At 61.3% G+C, this 14,430-nt stretch carries 15 protein-coding genes; 4 read left to right on the top strand and 11 right to left on the bottom strand.

Annotated elements, in window-relative coordinates; all coding sequences use genetic code 11:
- Positions 1-1,530, top strand: a 1,530-nt coding sequence (locus tag KQ303_RS13655; RefSeq protein WP_259730717.1) for a lytic transglycosylase domain-containing protein, incomplete at its 5' end; no start/stop codon positions are given.
- Positions 1,531-1,564: 34 nt separating this feature from the next.
- On the opposite strand, the gene KQ303_RS13650 is transcribed toward KQ303_RS13655, so the two are convergent.
- Together KQ303_RS13650 and KQ303_RS13645 are read right to left on the bottom strand one after the other, a co-directional pair.
- Positions 1,565-2,101 (bottom strand): hypothetical protein, encoded by a 537-nt coding sequence (locus KQ303_RS13650; RefSeq protein WP_259730716.1) that lies wholly within the window; start codon positions 2,099-2,101, stop codon positions 1,565-1,567.
- A gap of 28 nt (positions 2,102-2,129) precedes the next feature.
- Positions 2,130-2,543: an NIL domain-containing protein gene (locus tag KQ303_RS13645; RefSeq protein ID WP_094513552.1), complete on the bottom strand. Its 414-nt coding sequence runs from the start codon at positions 2,541-2,543 to the stop codon at positions 2,130-2,132.
- Positions 2,544-2,667: 124 nt separating this feature from the next.
- On the opposite strand from KQ303_RS13645, the gene KQ303_RS13640 reads away from it, so the two are divergent.
- The gene (locus KQ303_RS13640) at positions 2,668-3,234 is read left to right on the top strand and encodes a thioredoxin domain-containing protein (RefSeq protein WP_259730715.1); all 567 of its coding nucleotides are present in this window, start codon (positions 2,668-2,670) and stop codon (positions 3,232-3,234) included.
- Positions 3,235-3,264: 30 nt separating this feature from the next.
- On the top strand, positions 3,265-3,990 hold the full coding sequence (thyX, locus tag KQ303_RS13635) for an FAD-dependent thymidylate synthase (RefSeq protein ID WP_259730714.1): 726 nt from the start codon (positions 3,265-3,267) through the stop codon (positions 3,988-3,990).
- A gap of 87 nt (positions 3,991-4,077) precedes the next feature.
- On the opposite strand, the gene KQ303_RS13630 is transcribed toward thyX, so the two are convergent.
- The 9 genes from KQ303_RS13630 to KQ303_RS13590 all read right to left on the bottom strand — a co-directional run bounded on the left by KQ303_RS13630 (position 4,078) and on the right by KQ303_RS13590 (position 13,463).
- Positions 4,078-5,343, bottom strand: a complete 1,266-nt coding sequence (locus KQ303_RS13630; protein ID WP_259730713.1) for a glycosyltransferase — start codon at positions 5,341-5,343, stop codon at positions 4,078-4,080.
- 6 nt (positions 5,344-5,349) lie between these two features.
- Entirely contained in the window at positions 5,350-5,871 is a 522-nt protein-coding gene (locus KQ303_RS13625) for a GNAT family N-acetyltransferase (protein ID WP_259730712.1), read from the bottom strand.
- A 92-nt stretch (positions 5,872-5,963) separates the two neighbouring features.
- Complete coding sequence (locus tag KQ303_RS13620) at positions 5,964-6,356, bottom strand: nuclear transport factor 2 family protein (protein WP_259730711.1); 393 nt, start codon at positions 6,354-6,356, stop codon at positions 5,964-5,966.
- 152 nt (positions 6,357-6,508) lie between these two features.
- Positions 6,509-7,516 carry an aminotransferase class V-fold PLP-dependent enzyme gene (locus tag KQ303_RS13615; protein WP_259730710.1) on the bottom strand — a complete coding sequence of 336 codons (1,008 nt, stop codon included), beginning with the start codon at positions 7,514-7,516 and terminating at the stop codon, positions 6,509-6,511.
- A 238-nt stretch (positions 7,517-7,754) separates the two neighbouring features.
- Positions 7,755-8,411 (bottom strand): uridine kinase, encoded by a 657-nt coding sequence (locus KQ303_RS13610; RefSeq protein WP_259730709.1) that lies wholly within the window; start codon positions 8,409-8,411, stop codon positions 7,755-7,757.
- A gap of 140 nt (positions 8,412-8,551) precedes the next feature.
- Positions 8,552-9,829, bottom strand: coding sequence for a hypothetical protein (locus KQ303_RS13605; protein ID WP_259730708.1), 1,278 nt, complete (start codon positions 9,827-9,829; stop codon positions 8,552-8,554).
- Between the two features lie 353 nt (positions 9,830-10,182).
- Entirely contained in the window at positions 10,183-11,949 is a 1,767-nt protein-coding gene (locus KQ303_RS13600; protein WP_259730707.1) for a hypothetical protein, read from the bottom strand.
- A gap of 247 nt (positions 11,950-12,196) precedes the next feature.
- Positions 12,197-12,790 carry a dCTP deaminase gene (gene dcd, locus KQ303_RS13595; RefSeq protein ID WP_259730706.1) on the bottom strand — a complete coding sequence of 198 codons (594 nt, stop codon included), beginning with the start codon at positions 12,788-12,790 and terminating at the stop codon, positions 12,197-12,199.
- Between the two features lie 4 nt (positions 12,791-12,794).
- Positions 12,795-13,463 (bottom strand): cob(I)yrinic acid a,c-diamide adenosyltransferase, encoded by a 669-nt coding sequence (locus KQ303_RS13590; protein WP_259730705.1) that lies wholly within the window; start codon positions 13,461-13,463, stop codon positions 12,795-12,797.
- Positions 13,464-13,683: 220 nt separating this feature from the next.
- Here KQ303_RS13590 and ntcA point away from each other — a divergent pair, with 220 nt between their 5' ends.
- Complete coding sequence (ntcA, locus tag KQ303_RS13585; protein WP_259730704.1) at positions 13,684-14,412, top strand: global nitrogen regulator NtcA; 729 nt, start codon at positions 13,684-13,686, stop codon at positions 14,410-14,412.
- Positions 14,413-14,430: the final 18 nt, after the last annotated feature.

Here is a 14,430-nt window from a genome sequence, read left to right as displayed (position 1 = left end):
GCCCAGCGCCGGGCAGGCGCCCTGCACCTGGCCCGCTGGGGCGCGCGCTGGCCAGGGGCTGAAGGGCTGCTGCGCCAGACCTGCCAGCTGAAGACGCCACCACTGAGCGCCGCCGAGCGGCGGGTGCTGGCACGGGGGCTGGGGGAACTGGGTGATGGCGCCGCCGCCGCGGCCTGCCTGGCGGGGGCGCCGTCTGATGCGGCCACGGAGCTGGTGATCGGCCGGGCGCTGCTGAAGGGCACGGCGGCCCAGGGTCAGGCGGGCGAGGCGCGGCTGCTGGCCCTGGCCAGCCGCTGGCCGGCGGCACCGGAAGCGCTGGAGGCCGCCCGCCTGCTGAGCGGCAACGACAGCCCGACGACCCTGGCGCGGCTGGCACGGTTGCCACAGGCGTTGCAGCAGAGCGCGCCGGTGGCAGCCCGCCGCGCCGCCACCAGCGGCAGGGGCTGGCAACAGGTGCTGGGCCGCTGGCCCACCGATCCCGCCAGCTGGGAGCTGCAGTGGGAGCTGGCGCGCGAGGCCCTGCTGAAGCGCCGCTGGGCGGCGGCGGCGGTGCTGCTCTCGGCGCTGGAGCCGCAGCAACTGCCCAGCCCGCTGGCGGCACGGCAACTGTTCTGGCTGGGCTACGCGCAGCAGGAACTGGGCGAGCAGGAGGCCGCACGCCGCTCCTGGAGCCAGCTGCTGGAGCGCAACCCCTGGGGCTACTACGGCTGGCGGACACGGGTGCGGCTGGGGCTGGAGGCCCCGCTCGCCCTGCGCAGCAACGGCAGCAGCGAGGAAACCATGCCGCCCACCCCCCCGTGGCAACCGCTGCGCAGCGGCAACAGCAACCTCAACCGCCTATGGCGGCTGGACCAGCCGCTGGAGACCTGGGAGCGCTGGCGCACGGCGCGCCGCAACCAGCCGCCCCAGCAGCCGGCGGAGCTCACGGTGGAGGGCCGGCTGCGCCAGGGCGTGGGCGACGACTGGACGGGCCTCGGGCAGCTGGAACTGGCCAGCCTGCGCTGGGTGGGCGCCAGCTGCCGCGCCAGCCTGCCGCTGGAGCAGGCACTGCATCCGTTGCGTTTCGGCGCGATCTTCGGGGCGGCGGCCACGGCGGAGCGGCTCGACCCCGCCCTGCTGCTGGGGGTGGCGAAGCAGGAATCGCGCTTCACGCCGGGGGTGCGCTCCCCGGTCGGCGCCGTGGGGCTGCTGCAGCTGATGCCGGCCACGGCGGCGGAGCTGGCCGGGGCGCCGGTATCGGATGAACAGCTGCGCCAACCGGAGGTGAACGTGCCGCTGGGGGCCCGCTACCTGAACCAGCGGCTGCGCCAGTGGAGCGGCAATCCCTTCCTGACAGCCGCCAGCTACAACGCCGGCCAGGGCTCCGTGGGCTCCTGGCTGGAGGAGCCGCCCGACCCCAGCCTCTCGCTCAGCCGCGAGCCGGAACTGTGGGTGGAGGCGATCCCGTTCCCCGAAACCCGCCTCTACGTGAAGAAGGTGCTGGGCAACGTGTGGAGCTACCAGGCGCTGGCGCAACAGCAAGGCTGCTGAGCGTCAGCCGCAAGGCCGCAGCCTCGATCTGCTCTCACACCTGCAGCGGCCGCCAGATCCCCTCCAGGAACAGCCAGCGCCCCAGGCCGATGCCCACCAGCACGTAGAGGCTGAGCACCAGGGCCAGCTGCGGCGGCGGCGGCACCACCCGGATGCGGGCGAGGTCGAGGCGGGCCAGGAACACCGAGGAGCCGAGGATCAGCACCTCGGCCACCAGGCGGCCCAGATCGATCATGTAGATGGCGAGCACGCTCACCACCAGCAGCGAGAACACCAGCGTGAACACCTTGCTGGCGTTCATCAGCCGCGACACTTGGGCCAGCAGGTAGCCGGGCATGGTGCAGAGCACCACCACCATCATCGAGTGGAGGCACTCCACCGACAAGAACAACTGCTGGTGGCGCGGCAGCGCCAGCAGCGACACCGCCTCGTGCGGATAGACCAGCACCCACTGCATGCCGAGGTAGGCGCTCACCGCCAGCAGCACCACCAGGAACGGAGCGCGCAACGGCAGAAGCGTGAGCCGCAGCAGGGCCCGCACCGGGCCGTTACGGGGCTGGGCCTTCACCATGGCCGGCGGCGGCGGGGGGCAGGCGCCGTCATCGGGGCTCCAGCACCAAGGCGATCGCTTCGAGCGGACAGCTGGGGATGCACTGTTCGCAGACCAGGCAGCGTTGGGCATCGAAGCTAAGCCGCCAATCGGGTGGCGCACTGCTCAACGCGCCACTGGGGCAGACGCTGGAGCAGATGCCGCAGTCGACGCAACGGGCCGGATCGATGCGGATCTCACCGGGGGCGCGATCGAGCGAGAGGCCAAGGCTTTCAAGCCACAGCTCGGCGGCGTCGAGCTCGTCGATGTCGCCGGAGAGCTCCACCACCATGGTGCCGCTCTGGTTGGGGGCCACCTGGGCGCGCAGGATCTTGGCAGCGATGTCGAAATCCACCGCCAGGCGGTAGGTGATCGGCTGATGCACCGCCTGGCGCGGGAAGTGAAGGGTGAGGCGGCGCTTCAACGGAGGGGAGGGCGCTGCGAAACCCCATGCTGACGCACCTAGCCCCGGCTTGCAGTGTGCAGCCCCGGCCTGCAGCGCGTAGCTGCCAGAGTGCCCCAGCCCGAGGCGAGCCAACCACGCCCCGATGACCGAACCGCCCATCGACCCCATTTCCTCACCACCACTGGGGCGTCGCGAACGCATGGTGCTGGCCGGCCTGGCCGCGTTGCTGGCACTGGTGCTGTTCTTCGCGCGCGGCTGGCTGCAACCGCAGGCGCCGCTGGAGCAGCTGGCGCGGCGGTCGCTGGAGCTGCCGGTGGCGCTGGCGAGCGGGCGGCCCACGATCCTGGAGTTCTACGCCGACTGGTGTGAGTCGTGCCGCACGATGGCGCCGGCGATGGAGGCGGTGGAAAGCCAGAACCGCGGGAAGCTGAATGTGGTGCTGCTGAATGTGGACAACCCGCGTTGGGGCCCGGAGCTCGATCGTTTTGAGGTGAACGGCATCCCCCAGCTGGAGCTGTTCAACCGCAAGGGCCAACCGATCGGCCGCTCGCTGGGCCTGCGCAGCCCGGCCGAACTGGCCGCGATCACGATCGCCCTGCTTGACGACAAACCGTTGCCGCGCCTGGCCGGCGTCGGCAAGAGCAGTGGACTGGAGCAGGGACCGCAAAGCAGCGAACCCGCCGCCGTCGGCCCGCGCAGCCACGGCTGACGACACACCCACCCCTCACCGAGCCTGCCCATGGATCCCCGCTTCCGGGTTGAGCTGATCGCCGCCACCCCGAACCCGCAGCAGTGCGTGTATGCCGGCATGCATCAGGACTACAGCGAGGGCTTCGTGGCCGCCGACCGCGCCGACTGGCCGGATGAAACCAAGGCCGGTGAGATCTGCGTGAAGCGTCTGCTGGCCGGCGAACGCGGCCACTACGGCCCACTCGAGCACGCCCAGATTGTGCTGAACGTGGGCTGGTTCCCCCATTCCGTGATGCAACAGGCGCGCACCCATCGCGTGGGCGTGAGCTTCGATGTGCAGTCGATGAGATATACGGGCGACCGGATTCGCAAGGCTGCTAATAATGAGATAGACCTGGAAGAAGTATTTTATCTACGGCCCGTGGGCGCCTATAGCGACCGCCAAGGCAAGAAATACATCTACGACGAAACGCAGCGGGGCATCGATCTGGAGCTCTGCCGTGCTGCAGCGGGGCGTTACCGCGATCTGCTGGATGCCGGCTATGCGGAAGAGCACGCCCGCGGCATCCTGCCGTTCGACTACCGCCAGCACTTCGTGGTGAGCTTCACCCTGCGCGCGTTCCTGCACTTCCTCGATCTACGCGCCAAGCTCGATGCCCAGCAGGAGATCCGCGAACTCTGCGATCTGATGTGGCCGCACCTGCAGGAGTGGGTGCCGCAGTTTGCGGAGTGGTACGAGAAGAGCCGGCTGCATAAGGCGCGGTTGGCGCCTTGAGGACGAGAGTCTGACGCGGACGAAAAGCCTGAGGCACACAAAGGACCTAAAGCCTTAGCGAGACAGATTATCCAAATGATCGACAGCTTACCGAGCCGTCTCAAACCACCGCTCGATCAGCTCGACCGCCGTTAAGATGCCATCCTCCGCCCGAATCCGCTCACCGAGCGTGGCTGACTTGGCGCGGATCGTGTCATCACTGACAGCAGCCCCGATGGCCTCACTCAGACGTTGAACGGTGAGCTTGCGCCGAGGTACGCACCTCGGCCCGACTCCCAGGTCGCTGACACGCCTGGCCCAGAAGCTCTGATCGCCCAGCACGGGTGTGACGATGGAGGGCACGCCAGCCGACAAGGCTGCGGCTGTGGTGCCGGCGCCGCCGTGGTGCACGATGGCCGCCATGCGCGGGAACGACCAAGCGTGTGGGATTGACCCCACCATGCACACGGAATCGGGCAGATCGTTCGCAGTGAGCCCGCCCCAGCCGGAGGAGAGAACACCACGCTGGCCGGTCCGCTGCAGCGACTCCAGCACCAACTTTGCCGTCGCCTCCGGGTTCCGGCTTCCCATGCTTCCGAACCCCACGTACACCGGAGCTGGCCCCGCTTCAAGGAAGGCCACCAGCTCTGCCGGCGGATGCCAATCCTCTGAAGGCTCAAGGAACCAGTAGCCCGTGACATGGTTCCGGGAGGACCAGTCCTGCGGCACCGGGATCACGTGTGCGCTGTATCCATACAGGCACAGGTGGCCCGCGCCCGCCAGCGCAGCGAACGGCCCCCAGAAGCCCGACGGCTTGAGACCCAGAACCTTCACCCGGATGGTCGCGTCCGCCGATCGCGACGATTGCCACAGCATCTGCTGGGTGACGCGATGGGACGGAGCGTTCGCCCAGGACGTGAGGGGAGTCTGAGGGACTGGCGTGAGCACGCCGGGGAACGCGGTGGTAGGCGAAAACGGGTATAGGTAGGCCTGCACGAAGGGAACAGCAAGCTTCTCTGCGAGCGCCTGTGCAACAAACAGCCCACCCAGGCCACTCACGATCAGGTCGACGCCTTCGCAGGCGGCGAGACCATTCGTCGCCGCCTGAACCGCCACCCGTTCTGCCGACACCCCCATCGCGGCCATGATCTTCAGAACGTTGCCTGCTTCCAGGAGGTCATGCATCTCGCTAGCGATCGCCTCGGTGCTCACACCCGTGTCGCAGAACTCGAGCCCATGAGCCCCTACGAGCTCGCCGAAGTCGCTGGATGTGACAACACGAACGGAATGCCCGGCCCGCTTGAGCCCCACCCCGAGCGCAACATGCGGCTGCACGTCGCCACGACTACCCAACGCAATGATGGCGATTCGCACGTGGGCTCAATCCCGTGGTTGGTCTGTCCAACGCTTGATGGCAAGGGTATCCAGATCCTTCGTGAAGATCACGCGGTCTTCACCCTCCCCGTCGTAGCCCATGGCGACGGGAACACCGTCGACCTTGTGGTCGGAGTCAAGGAGAGAGAAGCCAAGGCGACGGTGGAAGGCCATCGAGTTGCGATTCACCGGAGCGGTAACGCAGCGAGCAGTGCGGCAGCCAAGCGAGGCGGCCGTGGCAAAGAAATGCTCATAGAGGCGGCGCCCTAACCCCTCTCCACGACGTGCAGGATGCACGCCAATGAAGTGGATATAGGCCTGGTCGGGGAAGGTCTGCGAAACGAACCCGATGAGGAACCCAACGATCTGACCATCCGCTACGGCGGTGAAGCTGGTGGAGCGGAAGTGGACGAAGAAGAGCTTGGGGAGCATGGCGGCCATCGGCCGACCACCCCACCACTCATCAACGATGGAGATGATCGGCTGATAGTCGTCCTGCTCTACATGCCTGATGACAACGTCGGACACAGCCTCCTCCTAGCAAACAGCACGCCCAACGTCAAAGCTCAGCCGCGCCCATGCGTGGCGCAGCTGCATCACCTTGTTCAGCTCGTTCTTCATCAAGGGGCGTGGACAGTGAGATGAAAGACCTTGGCGATGATCTGCCATCGCCCATCCACGCGAATCAAAGACAGGAGATCAATGAAGTGCTTGGGAACAATCGAGCATCGCAGCTTTACAACGGCTGCAACTGGCCCGGCAAATTCAATCGACAGGATCTGATCAGTTCGGGGCTCTCCTCTTGAGGCGGGCGATGGCCTGCTGTCGACAATTTCAAAATACTCATTCATCCGAAGGATGAGCGGCTCTCCTTCGGAGGCTGTGGCATACACTGCTTCAGGATGAAACACGCGACGCAGACGCTGCGTGTCGCCATGATAAAGCCCGTCGAAGTAATCTTGTATAAGCTCAGCAACTTCAACATAGGCTGCCGCATGAGGAGTCGTCGTCATGTTGCCTCTGCCTTTTGCTCGGCTGTTGCACCTTCGCGTGTGATCTGAATGTGAACGTATGGCATGGTTGCTCGAGGCTTTAACTGGAAGCCTGATGGTGCATTACTGCCCAACGTGGAACGTTTGAGCTGTGCGCCTGCTCGAAGCGCCTTTTAGACATTAGCTCGACTTGCTGCGAGAACACTCTCGATCACAAGATCCAGGTCCACTGATGGGTTCGCCGCCACCGACCGCGCCCAAGTCTCACCCTCAAGAACACACTTCGACAACATGCCTGCGGGAGCGGCCTGAACAAAGGCGTCGCTCTGTCGGTTCGTTGGACGAAAGACATTGATCGCTGATTGCGGCCGGTTCCAGAGCTCCAGGTGTTCGCTTGACTCGATCGCATCCGCCAGCGCGTCAGCCACCTCCATCAAGTGATCGAGTCGCTGCGCAAGTCCCTCGCGCCCCCAGGCGAGCAGGGTCGCGAGCAGCGGAATCGCCGCCGCTGATCGCGAGCCCTGCACCCCGACATTCGGCTTGGCCAGATAGCCACCACCGAAGCTGATTGCCGCGTTCGCGACCTCGAGATCGCGGAATAGTACGAGTGCCGAATCCTTTGGCTGGAACAACCACTTGTGAGCCGATACCGCCACGGAGTCAGCGCCATCGAGCCCGTCGAGCTTGCCAGCGTGAGCGTGGCTGAGTCGTAGTGGGCCTGCCCACGCCGCGTCCACATGCGTCCATGTCGCGGTGCCGACCAGATCGAGAGGGTCGATCGCACCTGTCAAGGTCGTGCCAGCGGTCAGCACCAGGCAGGCGTCGCTCAGGTCAGGCAGTTGCTCGCGATCGAGCCGCCCTAGCGCGTCAACAGGGACCTTCACGAATGCGAGCCCGAGCATTCGAGCGGCCTTCTCGACGCTGAGGTGCGCGGCATCAGACGTCACGACGGTCTTCACGCCTGCGGCGTCTCTCGCCGCCCAGAGTCCAGTGAGATTGGCAATCGTTGAACCGGAGCAGAAGTGCCCGCCCTGCATGCCGAAGTACGGCGTCAGCCAAGCCAGGACGCGCGCCTCCGCCTGGGTGGCAAAGGGCGATGTCACCTCATGGAGCATGTTCTGGTTGAGGCTGGCGTCCCACAAGGCCATCGCCCACGTGATCCACGGCGTGGGCGGGTCCATGTGAGCGAGCGAGCTGGATGAACCGAGCCGGGCAGCCTCTCCAAGCACGCGTCCGGACATCATTTCAAGCACCCGAGCCTCACCGACCCCGGTTTCTGGCAGCCCAGGTGGCAGGTCGCCCGTAGAGCCATCCGGTGACATGAGCAGTTCGAGGGCTCGTCTGAGTCCGTCGCCTGCCACAAAGCTTGGGTCGGGCGTGTGCATGCTCAGCCTGTTCCGGTCGGGCGTGGCCCATGGGTCACATCAGCGCACCATCGGCACTGAGCCGGGGATCGTTGCTGATTATCGCCGTGGCGGCCGCTCTGGGATCATCCCGTGCGATATGAATGTCCTGCGCGGGGAAGTAGAGCGTTCGGTACGCACGGGCTGTGTCGTGTGGAGACAGGCCCTCCTGACCTCGTGAGACGGCGCGTTCCAACGCCGTCTCGAAGGTGCAGTCGATCCAGATTGATCTGTCGTAGTGAGATTGCAGCGCACGTTTCAGGAGATAAATCCCCTCCAGCAGGATCACGTCGATCCGTTCGAACTCATAAAGGTGCCGCCTGTATGCGGTTGCAGTTTCCTCCGCGTAGTCAACCTCAACGCGCAATGAACGGCGATCGCGGAGCGGAAGGACAAGCTGTGTGAACATGTCGTCGAAGCGTATCGCGTTGAGGTAGAAGTGTTCAGCGGGGTTGGAGGCATCAAAGCGTCTACTGGGAAGGTTCAACCACGCGTCCGCATTGATCGTCGCCACCCGAATCCCATGTGTTCGGAGGATCTCCGCGATCCGTGCCGTGACATAGCCCTTGCCGCAACCGTCGATTCCGGTGATTGCCACCAGGATGCTTCGACAAATGGGCGTTGCCACCCTCGCGTCGAGGATCGCAGTCACGGTGCTGTCCAGGTCGTTCATGAGCTGCGTGATTCGTCTGGCTAACTCTTGCCATCACCTGCCCGAAGAAAGCCTCAGGTAAAGTGAATTAAGGGGGAAAGAACTTCTGGGGTGGCGGGTCAGGTGAATGGCTGTGTTAGCCACTTTCGGGGCAGGAGAGATCACGGATAATAGATTTCCACGCATTTAACCAGAGTTGCAAGGACGTGAACACGAAGAGAATGGATTTCCTCGGCAATGATTACCGGAACATCAAGATCATGAGCGCCTATGTTGCGCAGAACATATGCAACGCAAAGTGGCTGATCAAGGTTGCTGACATTAGTCTGTCCGACATCTCGATAACGAGCCGTTCCATCTATTAGCTGCCTAAGAAGAAGACTTGCATTGGCTTTTCTTTGATCATTGATACAGGATGCATACTGCAATCCATTCTGCGATGGCATTTGGCCTTTGAGCTGGCCGCCAATCTGACAAGATAACTCTTGAATCTGCTGCATGAAAGACCCATGGCTGCCAGTCCTTGCTTTTAATAGATTCTCGATAATAACCGTAATTCGAAACAGATGGTTAAGCGCCAAGGATCCAAGCAGCTTGCTATCATGGTGATCAAGATTTAAGCGCTCTATGCGAAGGATAGAGGAGTGTGAATAGATGAGCAGCGAAATAAGATCTGTATCCGAGCCAAGGAACAGACGGCTTCGAATGTCACTCGTTCGAAGATTTAAGTTGGCGCTGTCAAGTGCATCGTCAATTTCTTGTACCTGTTCGCCAACCCACCAACTCGCTGGATGAAGAAGGTTAAGACTCTGATCAAGAGTGACAACCATTGCCGCTGATGAGTTGGGCCAATTCCCGTTTGAACAGCATTGTTGTCGCTTATCTTCTATGAGCGCTTTGTTCATTATCAGCAAGCCAGTATCAGTATCTCCCCGACTAAACCATGAACATGCCCAAAAGAAGTAGCCAGAGCCTTTGTGATATTGCCTACTCAGTTGCCGTTCCCTATTCGTGATTACGCCAAGGATATCAAGCCAGTAGTCACAAGCCGCATCGATCTTCCTGTATTCTGCAAGAAAAAAGCTTATCGGCTCTGCTGCCTCAAAGAATTGATCCATCTCTGCTGGAGATGGATCGGAGTCAAGAAAGTCGCTGGCTGCTCGAGTAAAAAGGTCCCAGTCAGCAGATCTATTCTGAAGAATATCTCTGTAGATAGCGTCGAACGCTGAATCAATAGCGTCCGAAATCGAATGAAGCTCGAACGAATGCGAATCAATCTGAAGAATGCGTAGAGAATTGCCAGGTATCTGGCGGCCTACAGACCTACCCATCCGAATCGGCGATGCCTGTGAAGCATTAATAGGCCCCGTTTGTGCCATCCCCACTACCGGATAGCTCGTAGCTGGGATTGGTCCTGTGGTGCCAAAGGATGTACTCACTTGCGGATCAAGCTGGTGTGCTACTGACTAACAGTGTAGTGATTCTGAGAAGCTTCAAGGCGCTCTTTGCTGTGGCTAACGCCGCCCCTGAGTGGCAGGCAGGGTTGTGATGAGACTGCAGAGTGCTAGTGGTAGCCTGTCCACTCAAGGGGCATGCTAGGCTCATTCGATATGATCAGGTTCTGGAGTCTATTCCACATCTTGCTGAGGAGAGAGGGTGCTCGACATAGTCCCTAGGTGAAACAATAAAGATTGAAACAGTATAGAATTAGGCTTAACCATCTGAATCTGCTACTGGCACAGCGATCACATGACTTGCAGAACGTTATAAAACGATAACGTACTCAACCCGCTCATATATCTTCGTCATCTCGGCCTCGACTGGCTTCAGGCAAGACATCAGAGGCTATCTTGAGTGAGGGCCCGGGAATGGGCAATAAAATGTTTATCATCATCCGCAGCATTCTGTATCGTAGATCACGATGGAATGATACGAAGTATCGTAGATTGGCCTCCATGACAGGGATCTCTTTGATTGATATGCATTGGTAATCAGGATTGGCGCGAACATAATCTTCAAAGTCACAAATGGAAGGCGTCGCTCGTCTGTCAATCATGATGGATGCGCCAACAAGCTCATCTTCAGTCATATACTTCATCGGCTGAGACGGAACATCTTTATATCCGTGGCGCCCCCATATCTTAAACTCTATCCGGTACTGTTTCTCTACAAGATCCGTAGCAGAGCCATCACCTGGCAGGGTATAGGCCAGCCTCAAATCCGTTCGTCTAATCTTCGAATATGATTCTCTTGAGGCACGAACACCAGGCCTTTTGATTATGGCCAGTACCCAATCACGAATATCAGCTTCCTGAAATTCGCCATGAGGAGGGAACTGCTCAAAAACTTCCGGTATCGCAAATTGAAGTTGTCTAATAAAGAATGAAAACCCCTCGTCCGCCATGCACGCATCCAATGTTGCCATTTCACTATCGTCAGTCAAAGCATAGCGAAAGTAGTCCAGCATGTACGCATAGGTATAATTCACATTGCCTGGGCAGCATTCGCAATACATTTCAAGAATTCTTGGATATAGCAATGGGGTGCCGTAGATGATGAAGCGCATAAAATGGCCACTGAATGAATCCACCTGGCATCCATGTGAGCAACCAAGGTAGATTCGTTCAAATACCATTGATTCGCTTAGCAGGAGCCTTGCCGCTATTGCACCATTCACAATGAGGCTGACGGTGCCTTGATCAAATACAGCACATACAAAGTAAAGATCACATCCTGCGATGTAGCTTGTACACGTGAATTCAACATTCTCGGCAGTTCTTTTTCTTATGACAAATGCACAGTTGTGACTGCCAGAGATTCCAATACTTAGCTCTGAGGTTGACTCGGAGCACCAAAATGAAAAAAGAGTCAAGAATTGATCATCTTGAATCTGGGCAGTTGTTGGAGTTGGTTTAGCAACAAGAATTACCGTAGAAGAATTGGAGTCAATCTCTATGCCAGTCTTATCTTTGTCAATCCATGCTCTATCCGCACTACGTGTTGAACCAGTCTCGGAAGCAGAGGCTACTACCACTGGGAGTTCTACGTCGGGCGGTATTGGGCTTGTTGCGAACAGGCCTTCTTCACACTGTGGGAAGGCAATAGCCACATCTGAATGCACTGTAGTTGAGGACGCATTAGACAAAAAGACTTTGAGGGGTTGAAGAGAAATATCATTCTTCATTGAGAGCTCAAATCGCTGCCATGCATCTGTTACAAGAAAGTCTTTAGTCTGTGAGCTAAAGGGGCCTTCTAAAGAAACTCGGAGTGAAATCTGATTGGTCTCAGTTCTCGCAAAGAATGAAAATGTAACGGCCCTGCCAGGTGGGTAGCAGTGAATAGCAAGGGCGCGTTCATTGGGGGGAAGCCTATAGATGCGTGCAGATTCTTTGGCTGCAATGGAAGGGATGCCTCCAACGACTTTCATGATCTGCTTTGGGCGGTTGCTTAGCGAGACGAGCTTGTGCTGGAGCCTTACTTGTTCTTGGACAGTTCCGCAAACCACACCCCATAGGCGTTCCCTTTCTGCAAACCACAGTGACCAGGCTTCCCCAAGCATCCTTCAAGCCTGATGCTGCAGGGGTTTTGGTCAGTCTGCTGAGATGAGCCACTGTGGTTCGCGGGTCAGATAACTACTGTGCAGGACGTTACACAGCCTGGTGGCCTCTTCTAAGGGGAAGTCTTCTTGAACCACACGTTTGAAGCGATGAAATCGCATCAACTCTCTCGGCTTCTATGCCCATAAACAGAAAACAAACGCAAGCCCATCACCCTGCTCCGCAACTCCGCACCCCCCTCAACCAAAATCAAACCTTCGCTAACGTCACCCGCTCCGGCTGATGCTGATACTTCCCAGCCCGGTCGCTGTAGGTGGTCTGGCAGGGTTCGCCTTCGAAGAACAGCAGCTGGCAGATGCCTTCGCTGGCGTAGATGCGGCAATCGGCGCCCGACGAGTTGCTGAATTCCAGGGTGAGGTGGCCCTCCCAGCTGGCTTCAGCGGGCGTGGTGTTCACGATGATGCCGAGGCGCGCATAGGTGCTCTTGCCCAGGCAGATCACGGTGATGTTGGCCGGCACCCGCATCAGCTCCAGCGCCACACCCAGGCCGTAGGAATGGGCGGGCAGGATGAAGTAGTCACCGTCGTCGTCGTGGTGCAGCGGCGCCGGCTCCAGGTTGGCCGGGTTGAACCGCTTCGGGTTCATCACCGTGCCCGGCACGTGCCGGAAGATCAGGAACTCCTTGGGTGAGAGCCGCAGGTCGTAGCCGTAGGAGGAGCAGCCGTAGCTCAGCACCGGCGCCGTGCGGTTCTCGGCATCGAGGTGGCGCACCAGCGTGGCCTGGAACGGTTCGAGCATGCCCGCCGCGGCCTGTTCGTTGATCCAGCGGTCGCACTTGAGCATGGGGTCAGCAGTTGCGGCGGAGCTGGGTCACCTGGTCGGCCATCGCCAGCAGCGCGGGCGGCATCGATGGCCCCGTGAGGATCACATCGAGATGGGCGGGACGTTGCTCCAACGTGGCCTCAACCTCCGCCGCCGGCAGGTAGCCCAGCGCGATCGCCAGACCCAGCTCGTCGAGCACCATCAAATCCACCGCCCCGTCCAGCAGCTGGCGCCGCGTGTAGCCCCACACCTCCAGCACCGCCTGCTGCTGCTCCGCACCGGGCCCCTCGGGCTCCGCATCGGCCTCGGCCGGTTCGGTCAGGCAGGCGGGCATGGCGGGCCGCAGCCACTGCAGCCGGCCGCACAGCCACAGGCTGCGCTCCAGCCCCTGGTCCACGCCGCCCTTGAGGAACTGGCTGATCAGCACCCGGCTGCCCAGCCCCGCGCTGCGCAACGCCTGGCTGAACACGCCGGAGAAACTGCCGCGAAACGGTGCCGTGTGCACCTGCAGCAGGCCTTCGGTCTGGGCCGGGGGCACCAGGGCCAGCGGGCGTGGTGCCACGGCGGCCACGGGCGCCGCTGCTGCCGCGCCATGGGGGCGCCCCGGGGCGTGGGAACGGGGGCCACCGGCAGGGCCAGCACCAGAAGGCACACCACCGCTGGACATGGAGGGGTTGAGCAGGCTGGCCGTCATCAACACCCCGGTGGCTTCGCGAAACCGAATGTAGCGGCGCCAGACCCGGAATCAAGGATCGGACACCACCCCTAGCGCATACGCTTGTACTACTTTGCGGAAATCCCGTCGGCACTGGGATTCTGCAGACGGATGTCCACAGGGAACCGTCCAGTTAGTGTGATCGGCTACATGGAGCACGGAAGTCGATCCGTAGCTTCCAACCACTTGTCCAACCGTCATGGTCGGCGCGATGCGCGGATTCAGCCGCACCAGCACCACCCCCGCGCCCGTCACCAGCGGCTTGGCCTCCTCCGCCAGTGGCTCCAGCACCCTGCTGGACGTCATGCGTGGGCTGAGCGGCTGCACCAGCGAAACGGTGGAGCGCGGCAAAACGATCTTTTTCCCCGGCGACCCGGCCGAGCGCGTCTACCTGCTGCGCCGTGGCGCCGTGCGGCTGTCCCGCGTCTATGAGTCGGGTGAGGAGATCACCGTGGCCCTGCTGCGCGAGAACAGCCTCTTCGGCGTGCTCTCCCTGCTCACCGGCCAGCGCTCGGATCGCTTCTATCACGCCGTCGCCTTCACCCGCGTCGAGCTGGTGGCCGCCCCGGCCAGTTCCGTGCGGCGCGCCATCGAGCAGGACGCCAGCGTGGGCCTGCTGCTGCTGCAAGGCCTCTCCTCCCGCATCCTGCAGACGGAGACCATGATCGAGACCCTCACCCACCGGGACATGTCCTCGCGGCTGGTGAGCTTCCTGCTGGTGCTCTGCCGCGATTTCGGTGTCCCCGGCGCCGAGGGCATCACCATCGATCTGCGCCTGTCGCACCAGGCGATCGCCGAAGCGATCGGCTCCACCCGCGTCACCATCACCCGCCTGCTCGGCGACCTGCGTCAGGCCGGCCTCGTGCAGGTGGATCGCAAGAAGATCACCGTGTTCGATCCGGTGGCGCTGGCCAAACGCTTCAGCTGAAGGCCCGCGGCCGATACT

This window comes from Synechococcus sp. CS-1333 (assembly GCF_025128015.1).
GTDB lineage: Bacteria > Cyanobacteriota > Cyanobacteriia > PCC-6307 > Cyanobiaceae > MW101C3.
This window is presented reverse-complemented; position numbering and strand designations above follow the sequence as displayed.

Excerpts from the sequence above, each read along its gene's own strand:
- dcd (WP_259730706.1), bottom strand. The coding sequence starts at position 12,790 with ATGCTCAAGTGCGACCGCTGGATCAACGAACAGGCCGCGGCGGGCATG.
- KQ303_RS13640 (WP_259730715.1), top strand. The coding sequence starts at position 2,668 with ATGACCGAACCGCCCATCGACCCCATTTCCTCACCACCACTGGGGCGT.
- thyX (WP_259730714.1), top strand. The coding sequence starts at position 3,265 with ATGGATCCCCGCTTCCGGGTTGAGCTGATCGCCGCCACCCCGAACCCG.
- KQ303_RS13590 (WP_259730705.1), bottom strand. The coding sequence starts at position 13,463 with ATGACGGCCAGCCTGCTCAACCCCTCCATGTCCAGCGGTGGTGTGCCT.
- KQ303_RS13610 (WP_259730709.1), bottom strand. The coding sequence starts at position 8,411 with ATGAACGACCTGGACAGCACCGTGACTGCGATCCTCGACGCGAGGGTG.
- ntcA (WP_259730704.1), top strand. The coding sequence starts at position 13,684 with ATGGTCGGCGCGATGCGCGGATTCAGCCGCACCAGCACCACCCCCGCG.
- KQ303_RS13615 (WP_259730710.1), bottom strand. The coding sequence starts at position 7,516 with ATGGACCCGCCCACGCCGTGGATCACGTGGGCGATGGCCTTGTGGGAC.
- KQ303_RS13620 (WP_259730711.1), bottom strand. The coding sequence starts at position 6,356 with ATGACGACGACTCCTCATGCGGCAGCCTATGTTGAAGTTGCTGAGCTT.
- KQ303_RS13650 (WP_259730716.1), bottom strand. The coding sequence starts at position 2,101 with ATGGTGAAGGCCCAGCCCCGTAACGGCCCGGTGCGGGCCCTGCTGCGG.
- KQ303_RS13600 (WP_259730707.1), bottom strand. The coding sequence starts at position 11,949 with ATGCTTGGGGAAGCCTGGTCACTGTGGTTTGCAGAAAGGGAACGCCTA.